At 35.0% G+C, this 22317-nt stretch carries 16 protein-coding genes and 2 tRNA genes; 4 read left to right on the top strand and 14 right to left on the bottom strand.

Annotated elements, in window-relative coordinates; all coding sequences use genetic code 11:
• Positions 1-68 precede the first annotated feature (68 nt).
• Positions 69-6371, top strand: a complete 6303-nt coding sequence (locus tag GQR60_RS13990; RefSeq protein WP_124993533.1) for a lamin tail domain-containing protein — start codon at positions 69-71, stop codon at positions 6369-6371.
• A 216-nt stretch (positions 6372-6587) separates the two neighbouring features.
• Here GQR60_RS13990 and lpxK read toward each other — a convergent pair whose 3' ends face one another.
• Together lpxK and sppA are read right to left on the bottom strand one after the other, a co-directional pair.
• Entirely contained in the window at positions 6588-7715 is a 1128-nt protein-coding gene (lpxK, locus tag GQR60_RS13985; RefSeq protein WP_124993532.1) for a tetraacyldisaccharide 4'-kinase, read from the bottom strand.
• 269 nt (positions 7716-7984) lie between these two features.
• Entirely contained in the window at positions 7985-9778 is a 1794-nt protein-coding gene (gene sppA / locus GQR60_RS13980) for a signal peptide peptidase SppA (RefSeq protein WP_124993531.1), read from the bottom strand.
• Between the two features lie 180 nt (positions 9779-9958).
• Here sppA and folK point away from each other — a divergent pair, with 180 nt between their 5' ends.
• A complete protein-coding gene (folK, locus tag GQR60_RS13975) occupies positions 9959-10447 on the top strand; it encodes a 2-amino-4-hydroxy-6-hydroxymethyldihydropteridine diphosphokinase (RefSeq protein ID WP_124993530.1) in 489 nt (162 codons plus the stop codon).
• Positions 10448-10494: 47 nt separating this feature from the next.
• Here the strand turns inward: folK and upp are convergent, their stop codons facing one another.
• From upp to GQR60_RS13945, 6 genes are all read right to left on the bottom strand, one after another.
• The gene (gene upp, locus GQR60_RS13970) at positions 10495-11151 is read right to left on the bottom strand and encodes a uracil phosphoribosyltransferase (protein WP_124993529.1); all 657 of its coding nucleotides are present in this window, start codon (positions 11149-11151) and stop codon (positions 10495-10497) included.
• A gap of 96 nt (positions 11152-11247) precedes the next feature.
• Positions 11248-11943, bottom strand: coding sequence for a RadC family protein (radC, locus tag GQR60_RS13965; protein WP_124993528.1), 696 nt, complete (start codon positions 11941-11943; stop codon positions 11248-11250).
• A 123-nt stretch (positions 11944-12066) separates the two neighbouring features.
• Positions 12067-12318: a 30S ribosomal protein S20 gene (gene rpsT / locus GQR60_RS13960; RefSeq protein WP_101309993.1), complete on the bottom strand. Its 252-nt coding sequence runs from the start codon at positions 12316-12318 to the stop codon at positions 12067-12069.
• 29 nt (positions 12319-12347) lie between these two features.
• A tRNA-Glu gene (locus GQR60_RS13955) sits at positions 12348-12422 on the bottom strand.
• A 60-nt stretch (positions 12423-12482) separates the two neighbouring features.
• Positions 12483-12554: transfer RNA gene (locus GQR60_RS13950), tRNA-Glu, on the bottom strand.
• Between the two features lie 234 nt (positions 12555-12788).
• Entirely contained in the window at positions 12789-13730 is a 942-nt protein-coding gene (locus GQR60_RS13945; protein ID WP_124993527.1) for a hydrogen peroxide-inducible genes activator, read from the bottom strand.
• A gap of 533 nt (positions 13731-14263) precedes the next feature.
• Here GQR60_RS13945 and GQR60_RS13940 point away from each other — a divergent pair.
• Complete coding sequence (locus GQR60_RS13940; protein ID WP_124993526.1) at positions 14264-15577, top strand: acetyl-CoA hydrolase/transferase family protein; 1314 nt, start codon at positions 14264-14266, stop codon at positions 15575-15577.
• A 178-nt stretch (positions 15578-15755) separates the two neighbouring features.
• Here the strand turns inward: GQR60_RS13940 and GQR60_RS13935 are convergent, their stop codons facing one another.
• Positions 15756-18092: a tetratricopeptide repeat-containing sensor histidine kinase gene (locus GQR60_RS13935; RefSeq protein ID WP_124993525.1), complete on the bottom strand. Its 2337-nt coding sequence runs from the start codon at positions 18090-18092 to the stop codon at positions 15756-15758.
• Positions 18093-18157: 65 nt separating this feature from the next.
• Entirely contained in the window at positions 18158-19525 is a 1368-nt protein-coding gene (locus GQR60_RS13930) for a UDP-N-acetylmuramate--L-alanine ligase (RefSeq protein ID WP_124993524.1), read from the bottom strand.
• Positions 19526-19636: 111 nt separating this feature from the next.
• Between GQR60_RS13930 and GQR60_RS13925 the strand changes: the two genes are divergently transcribed.
• Positions 19637-20479: an MBL fold metallo-hydrolase gene (locus GQR60_RS13925; RefSeq protein ID WP_124993523.1), complete on the top strand. Its 843-nt coding sequence runs from the start codon at positions 19637-19639 to the stop codon at positions 20477-20479.
• Here the strand turns inward: GQR60_RS13925 and GQR60_RS13920 are convergent.
• From GQR60_RS13920 to GQR60_RS13905, 4 genes are read right to left on the bottom strand one after another with little or no spacing between them, the layout of a single operon-like run.
• Positions 20472-20807 (bottom strand): hypothetical protein, encoded by a 336-nt coding sequence (locus GQR60_RS13920; RefSeq protein ID WP_124993522.1) that lies wholly within the window; start codon positions 20805-20807, stop codon positions 20472-20474. The genes GQR60_RS13925 and GQR60_RS13920 overlap by 8 nt on opposite strands.
• Positions 20808-20837: 30 nt before the next feature.
• A complete protein-coding gene (locus GQR60_RS13915; protein WP_124993521.1) occupies positions 20838-21281 on the bottom strand; it encodes a hypothetical protein in 444 nt (147 codons plus the stop codon).
• Positions 21274-21732, bottom strand: coding sequence for a hypothetical protein (locus GQR60_RS13910; protein ID WP_124993520.1), 459 nt, complete (start codon positions 21730-21732; stop codon positions 21274-21276). Before GQR60_RS13910 ends, GQR60_RS13915 begins: the two co-directional genes overlap by 8 nt.
• A gap of 32 nt (positions 21733-21764) precedes the next feature.
• A complete protein-coding gene (locus GQR60_RS13905) occupies positions 21765-22274 on the bottom strand; it encodes a thioredoxin family protein (protein WP_124993519.1) in 510 nt (169 codons plus the stop codon).
• Positions 22275-22317 lie beyond the last annotated feature (43 nt).

Genomic DNA, 22317 nt, shown 5'->3' with positions numbered 1-22317 from the left:
TATAAATTAGATTATAGTTAAATTAGCTTTTTATTCAAAAGCCAAGTCAAATTTAAAAGGATTTTTCCATGAAAAAAACTCTTTCTATTAAATTGTTTTTATTGCTGTTTCTACTGAATAGTAATTGTTTATATGCCGATGATATTTGGAAAATTGATTTTACCAGTGACATAGGCAAAGGTTATTGGGGTAGTAACTCAGATTTAACCGGAATTACGGATTGGTCTTTGGATGTTTCCAACTGTTCTCTTTCTGACGATGAGGATTATGCAATGGTGGTGGGAACAAAGGGGGGAAGGTTTGAAGCCAGGGATTGTGAAGGAGAGGCCGTGTGGAAGAGTAGGTCGGTTGATATTTCCGGTTTTACCGATGTTGCCATTTCCGTTTTATTAGCAGAAACCGGAAGTTCAACAAGTTCAAGTAAATATGCGAAAGTCTTCTATAAATTGGACGGTGCTGATGAGGTTCAATTTGAATTGAATGGTGAGAATAGTGGCAATTGGGGTAGTGTAAATGCAACACAAGCTAATTTAAACGGATCGAGTTTAGAAATCGTTGTTAGGATGAATAATCCTAATTCGGGTGATTTGGTTTGTTTTGATAATTTGGTGGTTGAGGGAAGTCCTGTTGTTCCCGAGACTGAAGACCTGACTCAAATTAAGGCTTCTGACAATCCTGTTGAGTCGAAACTTCTCAGCACAAATTGTAATGAAAAAGAAAAGGCATTAACCTGCTTTCGATTTGTTATTGACGAAACGGCAGAAGCTGCAGATGGCCTTCCAACTAAAATATCAAGAATGATCTTTTACAATTCAAAGCCGGATAATGGGATGAATTGGAAAGATTGCCTGGGTGGCCTTTGTCTGTTTGTAAATAATGAGGAGATTATTCCTCAAAATTTCATCATCGAATCAGATTCTATTTTAATGGATTTTGAAGAAAATCAAATAAGTATTCCCGATGCAGAAAAAATGGAATTTGAATTGCGCTGTTATTTAAACTCAGATCATCCTTTAACAGATGGTGAAACATTTCAATTGTATTGTAAAGATTCAGCGAAAGGCTTCGAAACTTTTGTGTCGGGTTCTGGTTTTAATCCAGCTAATGAAGAGCTTCTCTCTGCAATTCATAGTGTCGAGGTTGAGGCCACAAGAATGATCTTCTCTGACTGTCCTGATACTCTTATTCGCAATAGTGATTTTTCCATTTTAGTAAATGCTGTAGATGATTTTAATAATAAGGATTTTGATGCAAATCAGATGGTTATATTATCCTTGGAAACAGGAATCGGCAATTTGGAATCGCTGAATGGATTTCAGAATTCATTTGTTAAAGGTGAGGTGAGTTTTGAATCATTAAAATATTCCCATCCTGAATTCATAAAATTGGCTGTAAGCAATGATGTGCTGCCTAAGACAATTTCAGAAAATATAAGGGTTGAGAATACATATGAATCATTTGTAAATGTGAATGATTCGTATTCTTCAGACTCTATCATCTCTTCGCGTCGTATTCGGGAAGAGGATGCGTTTGAAGTTTTTCGATTTTCGGTGACGGATTCGGGGAATGATAATGCTTCAACTATTCTTGAGCAGATAAGATTGATCGGATCGGAGAAAAACCAAGTGAATTGGAAGAAATCAATTGAAAAGTTCTTTGTAAAAGTGGAAGGGGAGGTATTGGATGTTGAATGTACTATAAAAGATAAACAGGTAGATATTCATTTTATAGAGTCTGAACTAAATAAGGAGATATTAAGTGAAGAAAGTGTCGAATATTCTGTTTTTTGCTTTTTAAAAGAAGGAAAAACCATTGATGAAGAATTATTTCAAATGAAAATAGATTCTTTGCATGCGGGTTGGATTATTTCTGATAGAAGCAGTGGACTTAGTCCTAATTTTGGCGGTAATTTGGTAGGGACAGAGTTTACCCTTGAAGTAGAGGCCAAAGAAATGTTGTTTCAAACAGTTCCTGAATCAGTAAATTATCAGGAACAATTTACTGTCGTTGTTCAGCTTGTTGATAGTTTGGGAAACATTGATACGAACTCTGAGTTTGAAATAGAACTTTCCCTGGCTTCCGGGAATGGAGGGCTTTCATCCGAAAATCTAAAGCTTACAAGTGAGGATGGAGATTTTCGATGGGAGGATTTAATTTATAGTGAAGCGGAAAAATTTACTCTTCAGGCAGAATGCGACAACTTCCCAACAATATTGAGTGATAATATATCAGGTGTTGACAAAACCTCCGTAATCGGCTCTGCAGATCCAATTTTAGCAAAACCACTCAGCTCATTGGCAATCACTCAAGATGATGCCATATCTGTTCTCAATTTTAAAATATCAGATTTCGCAACTCACGATCAGCTGCCAACAATAATTTCAAATTTGAAGTTTTACAACAAATATCCTGAGCATTCCTTTTCCTGGGCAAAACATATTTCCGGAGCGGTTCTATTATCAAAAGGAGAGATGATTGCTGCAACATCAAACATTAGTGACAATCGGATTGAGTTTAATTCATCGAAAGGCGTATTGGAACTGCCAAACAATTCGGAGATGAACTTATCTTTGGCGATTTTTTTTCGCAAGGGACAGCTTCCTGATAATGCGACTTTTCAGGTTGAAATACCAAAGTTTCATGAATGGAAGTGTTTGGAAAGTGGCTCGAAGATACAGCCGATCTTACCGGACGACATTATATCTGAAATCCATTTTATTAACGTTGAAGCTAGTCAACTCTCTTTTTCTTCGTACCCTTTCGGGATTAATAATTCTGATGAGAAATTTTCTTTAAAAATTGCAGCCTGTGATTATTTTAAGAGTATAGATAAAGATGCAATTGGAGCTGTGAATCTCAGTTTGTTGGATGGGAATGGAGAGTTAATTGTTATGGATGAGAATCTGGAATTAGTAAATGGGATTGTTGATTGCGATTCTATTCAATACAATGGAACTGATGATTTTAGTCTGAAGATTGAATCCAGTTTAGCATCTGATTCAATTCAAATTCTTTTGGGAGAAGATGAATTAGCTATTGATGAAAATTTTGAATCAAAAAGTATTGAAAATTGGATAAATACGAAGGATTGGTGTGTTTCGTCTTATCGGCCAATAGCTGGGGAATATTCATTGAAACACAATTTGTCAGAAGAATTAGGTTCAAGCTGTATTTGTACTCCTTTGAAAGGATTTAACCCCAAAGCGGGTGCAATTAATTGGCGTTTTATTATTCAAAATGGTGATTGGGATCCATCCTCGGGAAATAAATTTGTCTTTCATTTGCTCATGGATAATTCTGATCCGAGTGCAGCCACTACTAAATATTCTGTTGGTGTAAATCAAAGTGGATCAAATGATATTTTGAGTTTGTGTACTTTGAATAAAGATCAGAAATTGAAAGTTTTATTAGAATCAGAATTTAACTGGAATGAAAATGAGGCCGTTGCAATTCAGATCACTTATTACCCAAATGGTCTATGGAAAATGGAATACAACCGATTGGGAAAAAAAGAAAATTGGATCGTTGCAGGAGAAATTCAATCTGAAATTATGCCAGACGCAAAGGAATGGTTTGCGGGTTTGGATTTTACCTATGAAACAGCCTCCCGAGCAGGAAATCTTTGGTTTGATGATTTGGAAATAAAATCCATTAATACACCGCCATTTTTTAAATCTTACGAGATTTTAGCAACGGATTCTTTGCTTTTGGAATATTCGGAGAAGCTTGATTTTTCAAAATCAGCTGAAATCGAAAATTTTAAACTGACAAGAACCAATGGTGAATATTTGGGAATGAAAGTTTTGCCTGGAGTTGAAGATAATTGCTTACTTCTTGTTTTGGATGATGAATTAAAAACAGGGAGTTATTTATTAGATCTGTATAATATTACTGATGCTAAGGGGGCAGTGCAGGAAAAGGAGTCAATTAATTTCGGATATTTTGCTCCTGCAAAAAGTAATGATTTGGTCATTAACGAAATCATGGTCGACGAAACACCTTCGGTTGGGTTGCCGGAATATGAATTTATTGAATTGTACAATTCCAGTGAATATCCGATATCCATTGAAAATTGGATTTTAAAAGCAGGAGAGAAGGAGACTGTTTTAGCTGCGGACACAATTCCCGCCAAAGCATATTTAATTTTGTGTTCAAATTCTGCAGTAGAAGAATTTACTTCGTTTGGTGATGTGCTTGGAGTTAGTAGCTTCCCTGGATTAACAAATTCAGGAGGAACAATTGAAATACAATCTGCAGAGAAGATCGTTATTGATCAGGTTTTTTATTCTGATTCATGGTACAAATCTGATGAAAAATCGAACGGAGGTTGGTCTTTTGAAAGAATTGATCCTTTGAATGCCTGCAGTACCAATGGCAATTGGTCAGCGTCGAAGAGTGAAACAGGAGGAACACCGGGGAAAGAAAATTCCATTCATGGAAATAATATTGACAATTTAGCTCCGGCTGTTTCTCATTTAAGAGTTTTGTCCAAAAATCACTTGTCAATAGAGTTGAGTGAGCAAATTGACACATTCTCCTTGCTTAGTTTCCAGAATTATTCGTTGGCTGATAATCCTGTTTCTACAATTACGGTGGAAACGCCAATGATTGTTCACCTTGAGTTTGCCAATTCTTTTGAAGATGGTCATGAACAGCAACTAAATATTACGAGCTTGCTGGATGAGTGCGGCAATGTGTTGGATACAGTTGTGAGTTTTATTTGGTATGAGGTTCATTCCAACGATGTTGTGATAAATGAAATCATGGTGGACGAAACACCTTCTGTTGGGTTGCCGGAATATGAATTTATTGAATTGTACAATTCCAGTGAATATCCGATATCCATTGAGAATTGGATTTTAAAAGCAGGAGAGAAGGAGACTGTTTTAGCAACGGACACAATTCCCGCCAAAGCATATTTAATTTTGTGTTCAAATTCTGCAGTAGAAGAATTTACTTCGTTTGGTGATGTGCTTGGAGTAAGTAGCTTTCCCCGATTAACCAATTCAGGCGGAGCAATTGAAATACAATCTGCAGAGAAGATTGTTATTGATCAGGTTTTTTATTCTGATTCATGGTACAAATCTGATGAAAAATCGAACGGAGGTTGGTCATTGGAACGAATTGATCCGGCAAATACATCTTGGCAGGCAAATAACTGGAAGGCTTCTGAAAACGAATTGGGAGGAACTCCGGGTAAAGTGAATTCAATTTACTCAGTAAATCAGGATCTGATTGCTCCAGGTATTGAATCCTGTAGATGTATTTCATCTAACTGTTTAAAGCTTGTTTTTAGCGAGCCAATTGAAAATAGAGGTCTTGTTTTATCAAATTTTCAACTTTCTCCTGATTTAGTTTATCCTAAGGAAGTGATTCAGTCTGATTTAGCAGGTAAAGAGTTTCAATTGATTTTCAATGAGGATTTTGTTAGGAACAGTCAATGTCAACTCATCTTATCTGATGAAATTAAAGATTTAGCAGGCAATTCCATGATAACCAAAGAATTTGAGTTCTGGGTACCGGGAATTGTCACGAAAGGTGATCTGGTGATAAATGAAGTATTGTTCAATCCTTATCCCGATGGATCGGATTATGTGGAAATTGTAAATGTATCGGAAAAAGTAATTGATTTGTCAAGCATAAAATTGGCTGCGCGAACAGATAATTTTGAATTAGACAATGAAGTTTCAATTTCAGACAAATACCTGCTTCCCAATGAATATATATTAGTGACAGAAGATACTCTCAATGTTCAACAAAACTATTTTACATCCAATCCTGATGTTTTTTGTCAAGTTAAATCTCTACCATCTTTTTCAGATGATGCAGGAAGAGTCGTTCTTATTTCCAATAATGAACTTATTGATGATTTTGCATACAATGAAAATATGCATTTCGAATTATTGGCTTCGGTTGAAGGTGTATCTTTGGAAAGGATAAATCCAAAAGGTGAAACGAATAGTAAATCAAATTGGCAATCGGCGGCTCAAAATATCGGATTTGGTACTCCGGGAATTCAAAATTCAGTTTACAATGATCTCAGCAGTTCAAATTCAGAAATAAGTCTGTCTCCTAAAATATTCACTCCGGACAATGATGGTTTTGATGATCGCCTGCTGATTACTTTTAATCTGGAAATGGATGGTTACCTCGCTTCGGTAAGAATTTATAATTCGATGGGGATTGAAATTAGGAAATTAGCGAACAATTTGAATTTAGCCAATGAGGATTCTTTATTTTGGGATGGACTAACTTCACAAAAAGAGAGAGCTTCAATAGGAATCTATTTGGTGTATATCGAATTATTTAGTCCGGATGGAAAACGTAAAATTTTTAAAGAGTCCTGTGTTTTGGGTGGAAAATTCAATTAAGACAGCATTTAATTGAACGGCAATAGAGTTTTTCCAAAAAAAAGAAATTAACTGTTGATTATTTATGTTTGTTTTTGTAACTTAATGATGCATAGGGTGTTTGAATGCTTTTGAAATTAAATGTATCTCAAACTGCTTTTAGTGATAGCTGTTAATTAATGTAGTGGTTAATTTAATGGTAAAGTAAAGAGGAATCAATTTGATTCCTCTTTTATTTTATATTGAGTCGGTCTTGATGTTATGCAGATTGCTTGAACGCTTATTTTTCTGCACATAGTTCATAATCTGCACATCGAATTTTGACTTGTCTTCATTCAAAAATTTTATCCGTAAGGGAATATAGAATAAATGCTTTTTTATCGATTCATGATTGATATCCATATCGTAAAATCGAGTCGCATCTTTTTCCGTTGTAACAATTATTTTATTTTCACCCTTCAGGTGTTCAAATTTCGAATGAATTAAATCAATATCTTTTGTTCCAAATGAATAATGATCCGGAAACTTCAATTCTTCTACCAAATCAGAGAAATTCTCAAGGTATTCTCTTAAAGGTTTAGGATTGGCAATTCCAGTTACCAAAAGAATAGAAAAATTATCTTTATCCCAATCTTCGTTAATAATATTGATAGCGTTATCTCTAAAAACGGGTTCTAAATTTCCGTAATCAAGGCTTGTGAAATATAAGGACTGAAAGGGAAGAAGATCAAGTTCTTTAACAATTATTCTTCTATCGATAGGAGTCATATTTTCCGGCGATTTACTTACAATGATAATGTTGGCCCGGTCTTTTTCGCCTGCACTTTCGCGCAGTCTGCCATATGGCATAATATAATCCTGAGTAATTGGCCGGTTGTAGTCTATTAATAAAATCGATAAACCGGCTTTTATAGATCGGTGTTGAAAAGCATCATCAAGCAGTACTGCAGCTAAATCGGTACCATGTTCAGATTGAAGCAGATTCTTTACGCCGTTCACTCTTTTTTTATCAACTGAGACTAAAATATCTGGGAATTTTCTTTTAATCTGCATTGGTTCATCACCAATCTGATATGATGTTGATGCTCCATCAGCAAGGATATATCCTTTTGATTTTCGTTTATAACCCCGACTTAATGTGGCTATTTTATAATCATCTTTTAGTAAGGTGATCAGGTATTCGATATGAGGAGTTTTACCGGTTCCACCTACAGTAATATTGCCAACAGATATAATGGGAATTTTAAACTCGGTACTTGGTAATATATTAAAATCGAAAAGTAGATTCCGTACAGATACAATCAGCCCATATAGTAAACTAAAAGGAAAAAGCAGACTTTTCAGGATGGGAGATAGTTTCTTCATTGGATGTTAGATTTGAAAAAGGAAATGAACCTTTCCCAGACATGTTTTTTGGTTAGCAGATTATTTTGCTAAAATTACTGAAATAATTCAAATGATAATAATTTTCTTGCTTCAGCCAATAAAAGTCATTTCTGCTAAATCCTTAAGATAAGGAATCAGTAATTGAATTGATAATTAAATAATGTGTTTTTCAGAAATATATTGATTCATGAGAAAAAAAAATCCTCATGTTATTCATGAGGATCTTAATTATTTACAGTTAATTTTTCCTAGTGCAGGTCAATTTCATAGGGAATACGGGCTTGAATTCCACCAAGTTGTATAAGGTCTTGAGTTTTTTCATAGGTGTTGTAAAAGCTTCCCAATTCGTTTTTAAGAATTTTGATTTTTGCCTTGCCAGTTAATTCTTCTATGATTGCTTCGAAAGGATCTTTTAATTTTGGAAGAGAAACGATTCGATAATCTTCGATTCCGGCTTTTTCTTTGGCTATTTGAATGGCTGTTTCCAATCCTCCCAAAACATCAACCAAACCATTTTTCTGTGCATCCATTGCATTCCAAACTCTGCCCTGAGCAACTTCGTGCACCTGTTCAACAGTCATGTTACGTCCTTCAGCAACTCTACTTACGAATATATCGTAACCGTTATTAATGATACTCTGAACAATTTCTTTCTCTGTTGGAGTAAATTTTCTGGATGAAATAGGAAGCATCAATGGATAGCTGCCACCAAAAGCAGCATGTTCATTGGTTCCGTAAGAATCGGTTGTCAAGCCAAATTTCTCCTTTATTAGCTCTTCTCCCGAAAAGAACAAACCATAAATTCCAATCGAACCGGTAATCGTATTTTTATCAGCAACGATTGTATCAGCAGTACATGCAATATAATACCCACCAGAAGCCGCAACATTTCCCATTGATGCAATTACAGGTTTTGCATCCGAAGCTAATTTAACTTCTCTCCATATAAAATCAGATACATTTGCATATCCTCCCGGAGAGTTAACTCTTAATACAATTGCTTTAATTGTAGAATCAAGACGAGCCTCACGAATGGTTTTAGCTAATCCGGGTCCAATTGAGCTTTCGTTTTGTTTTAAACCTATTGCACCACTGGCATAAATAACAGCGATTTTATTTTTCGAAAATTTATAGTTTGCATCTGGCGCATTTGCATAATCAGAAGTGCTAACCAATCTTAGTTTTTTATTTTCTTTAATATCAGATAGTTTTCTTAGCTTATCCTCCATTTCATCTTCGTAGATAACTCCGTCGATTAAGCCATATTTTTCAGCATCGGCAGCTTTTCTAACGGCTACTTCATCAATCAGTTGATTCAGTTTTTCAACAGTAATATTTCTCTCTTCCGATATTCCTTCAAGAAGTTGATTCCACATAGCTCCAACATAAGCCATGGTTTGTTCTCGACTTTCATCACTCATATCGTCTCGGAAATATTGTTCGGTTGCCGATTTGTATTTCCCAACTCTAATTACTTGAGCTTCAACGCCGATTTTCTCAAGAAATTTCCTGTAAAAGGTTCTTTCACCTCCCATACCTAATAGAAATAAACCAGCTTCAGGGTTAAGGAAAACACTATCAGCAATAGAAGTTAGATAATATGCTTTCTGGGAATGACCAAAATTATTATAGCTAACTATGAACTTACCTGTTGTTTTAAATTCCTTTAATTTATTTCTGATTTCTTCGATAGATGCCATGCCTCCAAAATTGGCAGGGATATCAGTTACATTAAGGTAAATTCCTTTTATTTTTTCATCTGTTTTGGCTTTCTCAATATTTTCAAGAACGGTGTTTAGTCCGATGTTGGCATCAGCACTCATGGTGAAAAAATTGAAGTTAGACATTGGGTTGTCTGAACCTCGATCTACTAATTGTTTATTTAATTTTATTTCCAGAATACTTTTGTCTTTTATGTCGACGGGTTTATCACTACTTGATGCAATTGCAGCAATGATCATTATTCCGAGAAATAGTAATATAAAACCTCCTATAATAACTCCAAGAATTGAGGCGAAAGTAAATTTGAAAAAACTCTTCATACTATATATGTTTTGTTGATAATCAATTAATAACTAATAATTGTAAATTATGGTAAATTTAGACACAAACAAATATATTTAATTTAGTTGAGATGGGCTTGGTGTAATGCCTTATTTTCGATATACATTTTGATATCGGGGTTTTCTTTGTTTCTTTTACCGATAAAAAGAGAATTTTACATGGAGAGAGTATATTTTTTATTGGGAGGTAACTTAGATGACCGAGAAAGAATCCTTTCTGAAGCAATTTCAAAAATGAAATTGGAAATAGGGGAGTTGGTGGATTGTTCTTCTATTTACGAAACTGAACCATGGGGTTTTGAACATGAATTGAATTTTTTAAATCAGGTTGTCGTAATTGAAACCGAGCTTGAGGCGAAAGAAATATTGGATGTAACCCAGCAAATTGAGAAAGATTTAGGACGGGTTCGTAAGAAAGATCAGTACAGTGAAAGAACAATCGATATTGATATTCTTTTTTACGGGGATCAGATTATTTCTACCGACCGTTTGGTTGTTCCGCATCCCAGAGTTCAGGAACGATTATTTGCACTGATTCCAATGCTAGATGTTGCACCCGAATTAATTCATCCGATCGAAATGAAAAGCATAAGAGAATTGCACGCGGTCTGTCCGGATAAAATGGAAGTGAAAAAATTCAAGCACTAAAAAAAGGGTTGTTTCAAAAAACAACCCTCTTCTGATAAATATTTTATTTATCCCAGTTTAGCACCAAATGCAAGATCGCCTGCATCGCCGCATCCCGGAACAATATATGATTTCGAATTTAAATCTTTATCAACAGCACCCATCCAAATAGTGATATTTTCATTAGAAAGTTTACTTTTTATAAACTCAACACCTTCTTCACTACCAATAACCGCAACAATGTGAACGTGTTTAGGTGTTCCTTTTGTTAGCATTGCTTTATACGCTAATTCCATTGAAGAACCTGTAGCCAGCATCGGATCGGCAAGAATAACAACTTTGCCATCTATCGATGGAGATGAAATGTATTCAAAATTGATTTTGAACTCGCCATCATCAGAATATTTTCTGTAAGCAGAAATAAAGGCATTTTCCGATCTGTCGAAGTAATTTAAAAGACCAGTGTGTAAAGGTAAGCCTGCCCTAAGAATGGAAGCTACTACAACTTCGCAGGATGGAAGGCTTGTAAGTGATTCTCCAAGAGGAGTTTGTATTGAGCTTTCAGTGAAATCCAATTCCTTACTGATTTCGTACGCAAAAATCTCGCCCACTCTTTCCAGATTTCTTCTAAAGCGAAGAGGATCTTTTTGAATATTTATATCTCTGATTTCAGCTATGAATTGATTAAAAAGAGAGTTTTTTTCTCCTAAAGTATTGACCACCATGATTATTTATTTAAAATTTAGCTGAGCGCAAATATAGCCATATTTCAAAAATATTAAACAAGGAATTCCTTAAAAAATTGATAAGACTAATTCATTCTAAATTAGTCCTTCATCTGCAAAGCTAAAGAATTGATTGTCTGCAATTATTAAATGATCCAATACCGAAATATTCATTAGTTTACCTGCCTCACTGGCTTTTGAGGTTACATCCTTGTCTGCATTGGAAGGTTGAAGATTGCCTGACGGATGATTGTGGCAAAGAATTAAGTTGGTTGCACCTAAAAGCAGGGCATCTTTAAATACTAATCTTACATCAAAAACAGTTCCGGTGATACCTCCTGATGAAACGTTTTTAATTTCGACTATTTTATTTGCTTGATTAAGAAAAATGACCCAAAACTCCTCATGGCCTAAATCTTCAACATAGGGAGATATGAGTTCAAAAGCATCCTGACTGCAGGTTATTTTTTGTTTTTGTTTGGAGGGAAAAGCTTTTTGTCTTCGGCCTAATTCTAAAGCTGAGATGATACTTATAGCTTTTGCTTCCCCAATACCTGGGATTTTCACTAAATCATGAATGTTTTTTTTTGCGAGCAGATTAAGATCATTGTCACAATCAGATAGAATTGATTTGGATAATTCAACCGCAGATTGCTTTCGGTTACCACTTCCAATAATAATTGCCAGAAGCTCGGCAGAAGATAAACTTTTAACGCCTTTATACATTAATTTTTCTCTGGGGCGATCTTCAATAGCCCAGTCCTTAATGCTTAATTTCTTATATTCGTCCATTTCGCGATATGTTATAACTTAATTAAAGTTATGAAAATATGCGAAATAATCAAATGAAAATTTATTGCATGACAAAAAGGGTTCTCAGTGAGAACCCTCTATTATAGAGTAGTAATTTCTTACCTACAGTTTGTTAACGTGTAAAGCTAATTTAGATTTTAAGTTAGCCGCTTTGTTTTTATGAATTACATTGATTTTTGCAAGTTTATCTAACATTGCAGTAACCGTTGGTAATAATTCGTTAGCAGCTTCTTTATCAGTAGTAGCACGTAACTTTCTTACAGCATTTCTAGTAGTCTTAGCGTAAAACTTGTTGTGTACTCGTTTTGCTTCAGACTGTCTTATTCTTTTAATTGCAGATTGATGATTTGCCATCTCTTAAAGTTATCTAAATTTATTTATCTTGGTAGTCCGTAGGGGAATCGAACCCCTGTTACCAGGATGAAAACCTGGCGTCCTAACCCCTAGACGAACGGACCATTATCTTTATTTTTGCGTAGCAAAGGTAAGTTAAAAAATAACTTGCTACAAACTTTTCGTAGTCCGTAGGGGAATCGAACCCCTGTTACCAGGATGAAAACCTGGCGTCCTAACCCCTAGACGAACGGACCATTTATTTTAAAGAGATGCAAAGGTAAATCAAAAATTTAATTTTGCAAATACATTTTTGTGTTTTTTCTTTTTAAAAGCTGAAGAACTAAAAGGAGCAATCGTGATCACTATTTTTTTCTTTAGCGATGCAAAGAAAGAGATAATTCTTTGAATTGGCAATACTTTATTTGAAAAAAAACAAGACTTTTTTTATCTAAAATTCCTAACTGCTTCTTTCTTAGAATAAAGAGTAATCAGCGCCATTCAACAATTGTTCCTCTTGTACTATTTAAAAGGTCTTTAGGGATGATGTTTTGGATACTTACGGCCAAAAGATCGAGTAATTTATTCTTTGAGTAATGACGGGAATACACCAAACTAACTTCTCGTAAAGGGTGTAGATTTGTGAATCTCTTAACTTGATTTAACTTGTCTTTGGGTAAATATTGAGTGGCTAATTCGGGAATCAACGTAAAACCACCTTCTTTATCCACAATTTTCATTAAAGTTTCTAAAGAATTACTCTCAAACTCGAAAGGCAATTCCTGATGTTGCAAATCGTGCATTTCACAAAGATTGATGACCTGATTTCGAAAACAGTGACCATCACCAAGCATCCATATTTCCGGAGTGGCAATATCTTTTACCTCAATAACTGATTTTTTAAGAAGCTCATGATCTTTGTGTGCATAAATCATCATCTCTTCGTAAAATAGTGGCTTTTCATTTATTTTATCTTCCTTGGCTGGTGTCACAAATATGCCGACATCTATTTTGTCTTTTTTTAAACTCATTATTATATCTTCAGATACCATTTCTTCCACTTCCACTTTAAGAGCAGGGTAATTTCGGATATAGTCTCCAATAAACATGGGTAGGAGGAATGGAGCAAGGGTTGGAATGATACCTATTTTAAGACTTCCTACAATTGTATTTTTATGATCATGTATAATGTCGTTGATTTTTTTTGTGTCTCCTAAGATTATCCTGGCTTGTTCTATTATAGATTTACCAACATCCGTTGGGATAATTGGCTGTTTGCTGCGATCAAATATATTAATATCCAGAAATTCTTCTAATTTTTTAATTTGCATACTAAGCGTAGGCTGTGTAATAAAGCACTTATCAGCAGCAGTGGCAAAATGACGGTATGTATCAACTGCAACGATATATTCCAACTGGGTAATTGTAATCATGTTTATTGAATTTGGATTTAAGCTCAAATATAAAGATTATCTATCGGATTATAAGCATTATTGATTTGATAGATGATGAAAAGTACACTACATTTGGTAGTACTAATATAAAACAACAATTATTTTTTATTTCGGCAGAAAGTTATAAAGAGCTAAAGTAGCATACTTTGCGAAATAATAGGGTTACAAAAATAATAGTTTGATAGTTTTTGTTATTTAAGTTTTATTAGATGTTTGGGTTTTGCAGCCGGAAATTTATTTCCGGCTTCATTTTTTATGTGATTCTGCGTTTTAACTACTCCTGTAAGAATTTGTCACCTGTTCCAAGATACATTTTTAAATTCCATTTAAGTGGTACTGATTTTATTCTCAATTATTTCTGGAAATTGAATCGCAAAAGCTTAGTTATGAACCGATAATGCAGATATGTTTTGTAGCATTAATGCTGAATAGCAGAAATTGGACTCAAAAAATATACTACTTTAGTCGGCGATTTAGGAATTATTAAAAAACATCATAAAATCGATTAAAAGATGCACAAAGAGATCAAAATAGTTTCTTTTGAGGAAGCAGCGAAGGTGATTAAATCTGGGGATAGAGTACATTTACATTCCGTGGCTTTGGCTCCGCAGAAGTTTATAAATGCAATGTGTGAAAGGGGTCGTAATGGCGAAATTTACGATGTGGCAATACAGCACCTCCATACAGAAGGTCCGGCTCCTTATGCAGACGCAGAATTTGAAGGTATCTTTAATTTGGAGTCATTGTTTGTTGGTGCCAACGTACGGAAGCAAACACAGGCAGGTTATGCCGATTATATTCCTGTGTTTTTGAGCGAAACGCAGCAGTTGATTCGTGAAGGAATTTTGAAAGTGAACGTAGCCGTGGTTCAGGTAAGTGTGCCGGATAAGCATGGATATGTATCATTGGGTACCTCTGTTGATGCTACAAAAGCAGCTGTTGAAACAGCAGATACTGTTGTTGCGGTAATCAATCCTAATGTGCCTCGTGCATTCGGTGATGCCTTGATGCCTTTGAGGTATTTTGATGTGTTTTGTGAGGATAATACTCCGCTAATAGAGCACCATAATGCACCATTATGTGATATGGATATTCAGATTGGTAAAAATGTTGCAGGTTTAATTCCTGATGGAGCTTGTCTTCAGATGGGTATTGGTGGTATTCCAAATGCGGTTTTAGCTCAATTAGGCAATCACAAGAATCTTGGTGTGCACACTGAAATGTTTGCTGACGGTCTTCTTCCTTTGGTTTACAGCGGTGTTGTTAACGGAATGAACAAGAAATTAGATAAGGGTAAGATTGTTGCTGGTTTCTTAATGGGAACAAAGGAGCTTTACGATTTTGTTGATGATAATCCCGGAGTTTTAATGATGGATGTTGCTTATACTAATGGTGTTGGTATCATCAAGCAAAATCCTAAAGTATGTGCAATTAATTCTGCATTATCTATTGATATTACAGGTCAGGTTTGTGCCGATTCAATTGGAACAAGACACTACTCTGGTGTTGGCGGACAGATTGACTTTACACGTGGTGCTTCTGCTTCAGAAGGTGGTGTGCCAATTATTGCAATGCCTTCTGTTACTGGAAAAGGAGTTTCAAAAATCACTCCAACTCTACTTCAGGGATCTGGTGTTGTAACTACCCGTAACAACATGAGATGGTTTGTAACTGAGCATGGAGCAGTTAATTTGTTTGGAAAAACATTACAACAAAGAGCTAAAGCTATTATTTCTGTTGCACATCCTAATTTTAGAGAAGAATTGGATCAGGCAGCTTTCGAAAGATTTGGTAGTCACTACCATTTTGTTGCTAAAAAATACTAATATAGTTCAGATATTCTGATCAAAATAAACGAGGCTTCACATGAGGTCTCGTTTTGCATTTTGTTCGTTCTTAAAAAATAAATCAACATTTAATTAATTGAAGTTCGGTCGGTAAATTACAAATTAGACCATAGGGATTTAAGAAATACAGGTTTGTATTGGTGGAGTTGTACTTCGCTTATTGATCTTCTATTTTAGGAACGGAGCCCATTAATTTATCTGATTTAGGAATGGTAATGTAAAAACTACTTCCTTTTCCTTCTTCACTATCTGCCCATATCTTTCCGCCATTTTTCTCAACGTATTCTTTACAAAGCAACAAGCCAATTCCAGCACCTTTTTCCTGGGCAGTTCCTAATGCAAGGTAATTATTATCCAAACGGAATATTTTGTGAAGATTGGTTTTACTCATTCCAACTCCTTCATCAGAAATATCCAATTCTACCCAGTATTTCTTTTCCCGGGCCGAAATCGTAATTTTCCCTTCACGATAGGAGAATTTTATTGCATTGGAGAGCAGATTTTTAAATACTTCGCAGATAGCTGCTGTGTCTGCGTATGCTTTGGAGGTACTGTCTAAATTAAAAATAATCTTAACATTTTTCTCAACAAGTTGTTCTGAAAGCTTTGTTAAACTATAATCTAAAAGTTCTTTCACATTAAAAAGGCGAGGTGAAAATTTTGTTTTTCCGGACTGAGAGGCTGACCACAGTAAAATATTTTCAACAAGATCATAAGTTTGGAAAGACAAGTCTCTGATATTTTTCGATAAATGCTTTTGTTCTTCAATTTTAGCCTGATCAAAACTATCAAGAAGTTTTGAACTCATAAGCTTCATATCAATAAAAGGGGTTCGTAAATCGTTAGAAATAATATTGAATATTTTGTCCTTAGTAAGATTCAAATCTTTAAGTGTCACTTCAGTCTCTTTTAATCTGGAGTTCATTTCTTCCAGTTCATCATTCTTTTCTGTTAAGGCTTGCGTAGCTTCCTTTCTAATTTTGATGTTCTTGTTTGCGACATAACCTATTATTCCTGCAAGTATTATTAAGGCTATAAAAAGATAGATTACGATGGTTTGCTGACGATTGTAAGCTTTTAAGCTCTTGATTTCATCTTTATTTTTCGAAATCTGATAATTAGCCTCAAATTCAGATATTTTATCTTTATCAATCTGATCTATAATACTGTCGTATTGGGTACTCGAGTATTCACGGAAGTATTCCAATGCTTTCTTATAATCTCCTTGGTTCGAGAAATACTCGAACAAATTCTCCGATGCAATTTTTTGCAGGCTTCTGTCTTTGCACAAATTAGCATGATCAAATGCTGAAAGCAAATAGTCTTTGGCTTCCTCGCTTTGGTAATATTTCATTAATATTTCTCCAATGCTGTTCGAGGAATATGCTATTCCTTTGTTATTTCCTATTCTGCGGTGAAGACTAAGTGATATTTTATGATATTCCAGACTCTTATCGAAATTATTATAGCTTTCGTATAGATTCCCAATTAACGAAAAGACATTTGCCTGTTCCTTTTGATCATTAATCTCATCGTAAATTTTTAAGGCTTCATTGTAGTTCTTTAAAGAAAAATCCAGTTCATTTAGATCCTTGTATACCGTTCCTATATTTTTGAGAGTAGCGGCAATAAATATTTTATTTCCTATTTCTTTTCTTATTTCAAGAGATCTGTTGTAGTAGGCCAAAGATTCATTGAAATTGCTTAATCTCCAATATATTCCTCCAATATCATTTAGCGAAAATGCAATAAGGGTTTTGTCGCCTATTTCTTCTCTAATTTCAAGAGCTTTGGTGTAATAATCGAGTGCTTTGTTTGGTTTATTAAGATTCTTATACACATTCCCGAGATTGTTGAGAGAGGATGAGATGTCCGATTTGTCTCCTAAATCAGATCTTATTTCCAGAGATTTAAGATAAAATTCTAAGGAGTTGGCGTAATCCTTTTTTAGCCAAAAAACACTTCCGATATTATTTAAGGTGTAAGCAACTTCTTTTTGAGTTCCATTTTTCTCCCTTATTTCAAGCGACCGGTTAAGATGAATCAGGGCTTCGTCGTATTTATTGAGTATTTTATATATTTCTCCTATGTTATTCAACGAACTGGCAGTTCCTTTCAGGTCATTAATCGTTTTTCGGATTTCCAGAGCCTGTTTGTGGCAATCGAGCGCCAGTCTAAGATTGTTAACCCGACGATATAAATTTCCCAGATCGTATAATGAAGCTGATTTTTCAGCAGGATCTGCAGAGTTGAGAATGACAACTTCTTTTGCGTAGTCGATACTTTTGTCAGGATCTATATCAATATATAAACGCGATAGTTCTTTAAGTAAACCAATTCTTTTACCACCTTCAGTACTTTTTAATAACTCTTCGGCCTTCTGAATTTGAACCTGAGTTTCGCCCAACACAGCAGTTGTTGGGAAAATCAGAAGAATTAAAAAAAAATATTTAAGCTTACAAAGCATAACAGTCCTGACTTTGGGGTTCATCATACCGTAAAAATAGTATTAATTTATCTTTCGGCAACATAAAGAGATTTGAAATAGTGCACTTTAGCTTATTTTGTATTTACTATAATGTTTTCGGCAAGATGAGGGAGGTTTACACCTGTAAAGTTTCCCGAACTCATCAATAAAACATTTGTATTCTTAAAATCTATTGAAAGTAAATCTGAGATTAGTTGATCGGAATTAATATATACTTTAAGATTAGTTCCTCCAAACGCTTCTTCTACCTGTTTGCTGGTTATTGGTTCCAGTTTTTTGTGTTCAATTGTTTTCGGATCAAAATACACAAAAGCCTGATCAGCCATACTCATTGTATTTTTATAATGAGGTAGAAATTCTTTCTTCAGGCTGCTGAAAGTATGAAGTTCCATACAGGCAATCAATTTTCTATTCTGATATTGCTTTTTTACAGCTTCGGTTGTTGCCTTTAATTTAGAAGGAGAATGAGCAAAATCCTGAAACACACTGCAGTTATCGCTTTCAGCCAACTTTTGCAGGCGACGGGCGGCTCCGGAAAAATTTTGAATCGATTGGTAAAAATCAAGGTCTTTTATTCCAATACTTTTACAGATATGATAAGCACCCATAAGGTTTTGTAAATTATGCTCCCCAAATATTTCAAGAGCAAATTCGTTATCATCTGTAGTTAAAATGGTTTGGTTGTTTTCCAGTCTGAATGGATGCGTATTGTATGGAATGTAGTTTACATCATCTCTTCTTTTAGTGAGAATTTTTTGAATGTGCTCGTCCTCTTCAAAATAGATTAGACTCCCATTGGGCTGAATAAGATTTGTGAATGTCTCGAACTGCTCAACATAGTTTTCAAAAGTTGGAAAAACATTGATGTGATCCCAGGCTACACCGGTAATTAATGCGATATGCGGATGGTACAGATGAAATTTTGGTCTTCGGTCAATTGGAGAAGACAAATATTCATCACCTTCGAAGATTGCGATTTTAGCTTCTTTGGTCAACTTAACCATGGTTTCGAAACCTTCAATTTGGGCACCTACCATATAATCAAAATCAATATCATTTTCTTTAAGAACATGCATAACCATTGATGTTGTAGTTGTTTTTCCATGGCTGCCACCAATTACAATTCTGGTTTTGTCTTTTGTTTGTTCGTAAATGTATTCAGGATAAGAGAAGATTTTTAAGCCTAATTCCTGAGCTTTTAAAAGTTCCGGATTATCAATACGGGCGTGCATTCCAAGAATAATAGCGTCGAGATCAGTATTTATTTTTTCAGGAAACCAGCCCCATTCTTTTGGCAGTATATTGTGTTTTTCCAAACGTGATTTTGAGGGGTTAAAAATTTCGTCATCAGAACCTGAAACAGTAAAACCTTTTAAATGCAATGCTATTGCGAGATTGTGCATGGCGCTGCCGCCAATTGCTATAAAATGTACTCTCATTGGTATTCGTTTTTAAAAATTGTATTTTTGATCTGTATTGAATGAATAGGTCTGTAAAGCTGTATTTACAGTGCGATTCAAGATTAAAGATAACATATTTACTTAAAAATAATGGAAATATATAATATAGAAACAGGCAATTTTAAGTGCGATGGAGGTGCTATGTTCAGTGTGGTTCCAAAACTTCTTTGGAGTCGAAAATACCCAAGCGATGAAGATAATTTGTGCAATTGCGCAATGAGAAGCATGCTTGTTGTTGACGGGGAGCGAAAAATACTAATCGATAATGGTACCGGAGATAAGCAAAGTGCTGAATTTTTTAAACATCATCATTTGAATGGAGAGGCTGATTTATTGTCTTCTCTTGCGAATATTGGTTTTCAGCCAACAGATATTACAGATGTGGTTTTTACTCATTTGCATTTCGATCATTGTGGTGGTGCCGTAAAGCATAATGAAAAGGGAGATGGTTTCGAACTGGTTTTTCCGAATGCCACACATTGGGTGAGTAAATTGCAATGGGACAATCTCAGAAATCCAAATATTCGTGAAGCAGATGCCTATTTTCAGGAAAATATTGTTCCAATAAAGGAGGCTGGAAAATTGAAGTTTGTAGAGAAAGAAGGAGAGTTGTTTCCTAATTTCGAAGTGAGGTTGGTTAATGGTCATACCCCAGGTCTGATGGTTTCTATTATTAAAAATGAAAACTTTACCATTGTATTTGCTGGAGATTTTATTCCTACAACGGCTAATGTTCCTGTAAAATGGTTGGCCAGCTACGATTTAAATCCAAAGGCATCTTTGCATGAGAAGGAGGTTTTTCTGAAGGAGGCAGTGGAGAATAATTATATCTTATTTTTTCAGCACGATATAATAAACGAGTGCTGCAGTTTGGTGCAAACTCCAAAAGGTGTAAAAGTTGACAAATGTTTTTCGCTTACTGATATTATATAACACTGAATTCGCTTTGGTATCCGTAATTTGCCAAAGTCTGCTCGATAGTTATTATCCTTTGAAAGATCGTTTTTTTGGTTCCAAAATCCTTGTAGGATGAATTGAGTGAGTGCAAATAATACTCCAGTACACGAAGCTGTGTGGTAAGAGTCGAAGTTTCAAATTTCTTTTCCAGATCAAGATGCTTAATGCCATGTTGATCCATTAATTCCTGCACAAAATATCCGGCTCGATTAATCCTTTTGGAAAGATTGAGTTCATTGTGGATATGTAAAACCATAATACTGGTCAGAAGTGCGAGGAATACAATCACAAGTAGTGCTGACATAGTGTAAGGATTTGTTTAATAAAGATTAACTCACCCGTAGTTTACGATGGACTTTTGAAAAAGTTTTAAAGTGAAAAGGATTAATGGTCTGAAGGCCAGATAAAAGCCTATTAGGGACAGTGTGATATCCATTAAAATAGTAGGTTTTATCAACTGAAATTTATCGTTAATCAAAGAAAATGATAAGACTCTAAAAATAAACTGAAAGGCAAAAAAAAGAAAAATATGTAAGCCGTAAGGGTTGAATGTCTTAGCCAGTGGAAGATCACCTCGCACAATTGCAGAGAAGCTTCGTGACAGACCGGTAGACGGACTTATTTCGTTTGTAATTTGGGTGTAAAAAGAAGGTATGGGATGATTGCATTCTTTAGGAGAAAACAGAGCAGAATAAATAAAAATGCAAAGAATAATTCCGGCTAAAGAGAGGTTAATTATTTTGTAATTCTGTTTAGCCGAATATTGAGAATTACTCATTATCAATTTTTATTTCGATGTTGATGCTGTCTGTTTTAATATGAATTGAATCCACACAAACTTCATCAAGTTGTTCTTCCAGCTCTTGCAGGGCATCTTGTAAGTCAGCATTTTGAGTAGACTCGTCAATCACTTCTTCGATTGCGTCTTCTACAAAACCTTCTATTTGATCTTCGCTTAGGTTAGCAATACCAACAACAAATATCAGCCAAAGCGATGCAACTAAAACCCCGATAATAGAAACGATTAAAGCCGCAATATTAATTCCACGAGCACCATTATCTTTGTTTGCCTGACTTAGTCCGACTGCACTTAAGACGATCGCAATAATTCCAGGTACAATTGCAATAATTCCTACACAGGGAATAAATCCTATCATGAAAGTTATAATACCAAGTATTAATCCAATTATTCCTAGCGTTTGTCCTGCATTTGTGCGCTCTTGTTCCATGATTGAGTTGATTAGTCTAAAGCATAAAGGTACTAATTTTTTGAGATTATTAGTAAAAGATCTTTTTCCAAAGATTTTTTCGGACTTTCGATAATCCTACCAATTTCCTTGCTATTTCGGTAGATGATAGCCGTTGGAACATTGGTAACCTTATTGGCTTTTGCATCAAAATCCGGTGAAGATTTGCCGGAGTCTAAAGCATTCATATTTAATTGATCGAACGGAAAATTTATTTCTTCCAGTATTTTGATGAAACGAGGCACTTCTCTATGACTGTCGTGACACCATGAACCGATAATCAGGTGAATTGAAATATCCGTTAGATTTTGTTCCCGAAGCTCTTTTAGAATCGTTGTGTCCGGCAGATAAGAATCGTGCTCCGGAGTGTACCAAGGGGAACAAATATCCATGTTAAATGCATCTAAAGTCAGTTGTCCGAAAAGAATCTTCATCTTGATTCGGGAATCTTCTTTGGTTTGGTTTTGTGCAGAAATATTCAAAATTATTAATGAGAGAAAAAGAAGAATGGCTGGTCTTTTCATAAAGTTTGAAGTTTTAATTTAAGCTAAAATTTAGCACAAAAAA

Origin of the sequence: Labilibaculum euxinicum (assembly GCF_009795715.1) — a bacterium.
GTDB lineage: Bacteria > Bacteroidota > Bacteroidia > Bacteroidales > Marinifilaceae > Labilibaculum > Labilibaculum euxinus.
The sequence above is the reverse complement of the archived record's forward strand: the minus strand, read 5'-3'. Positions and strand labels throughout refer to the sequence as shown.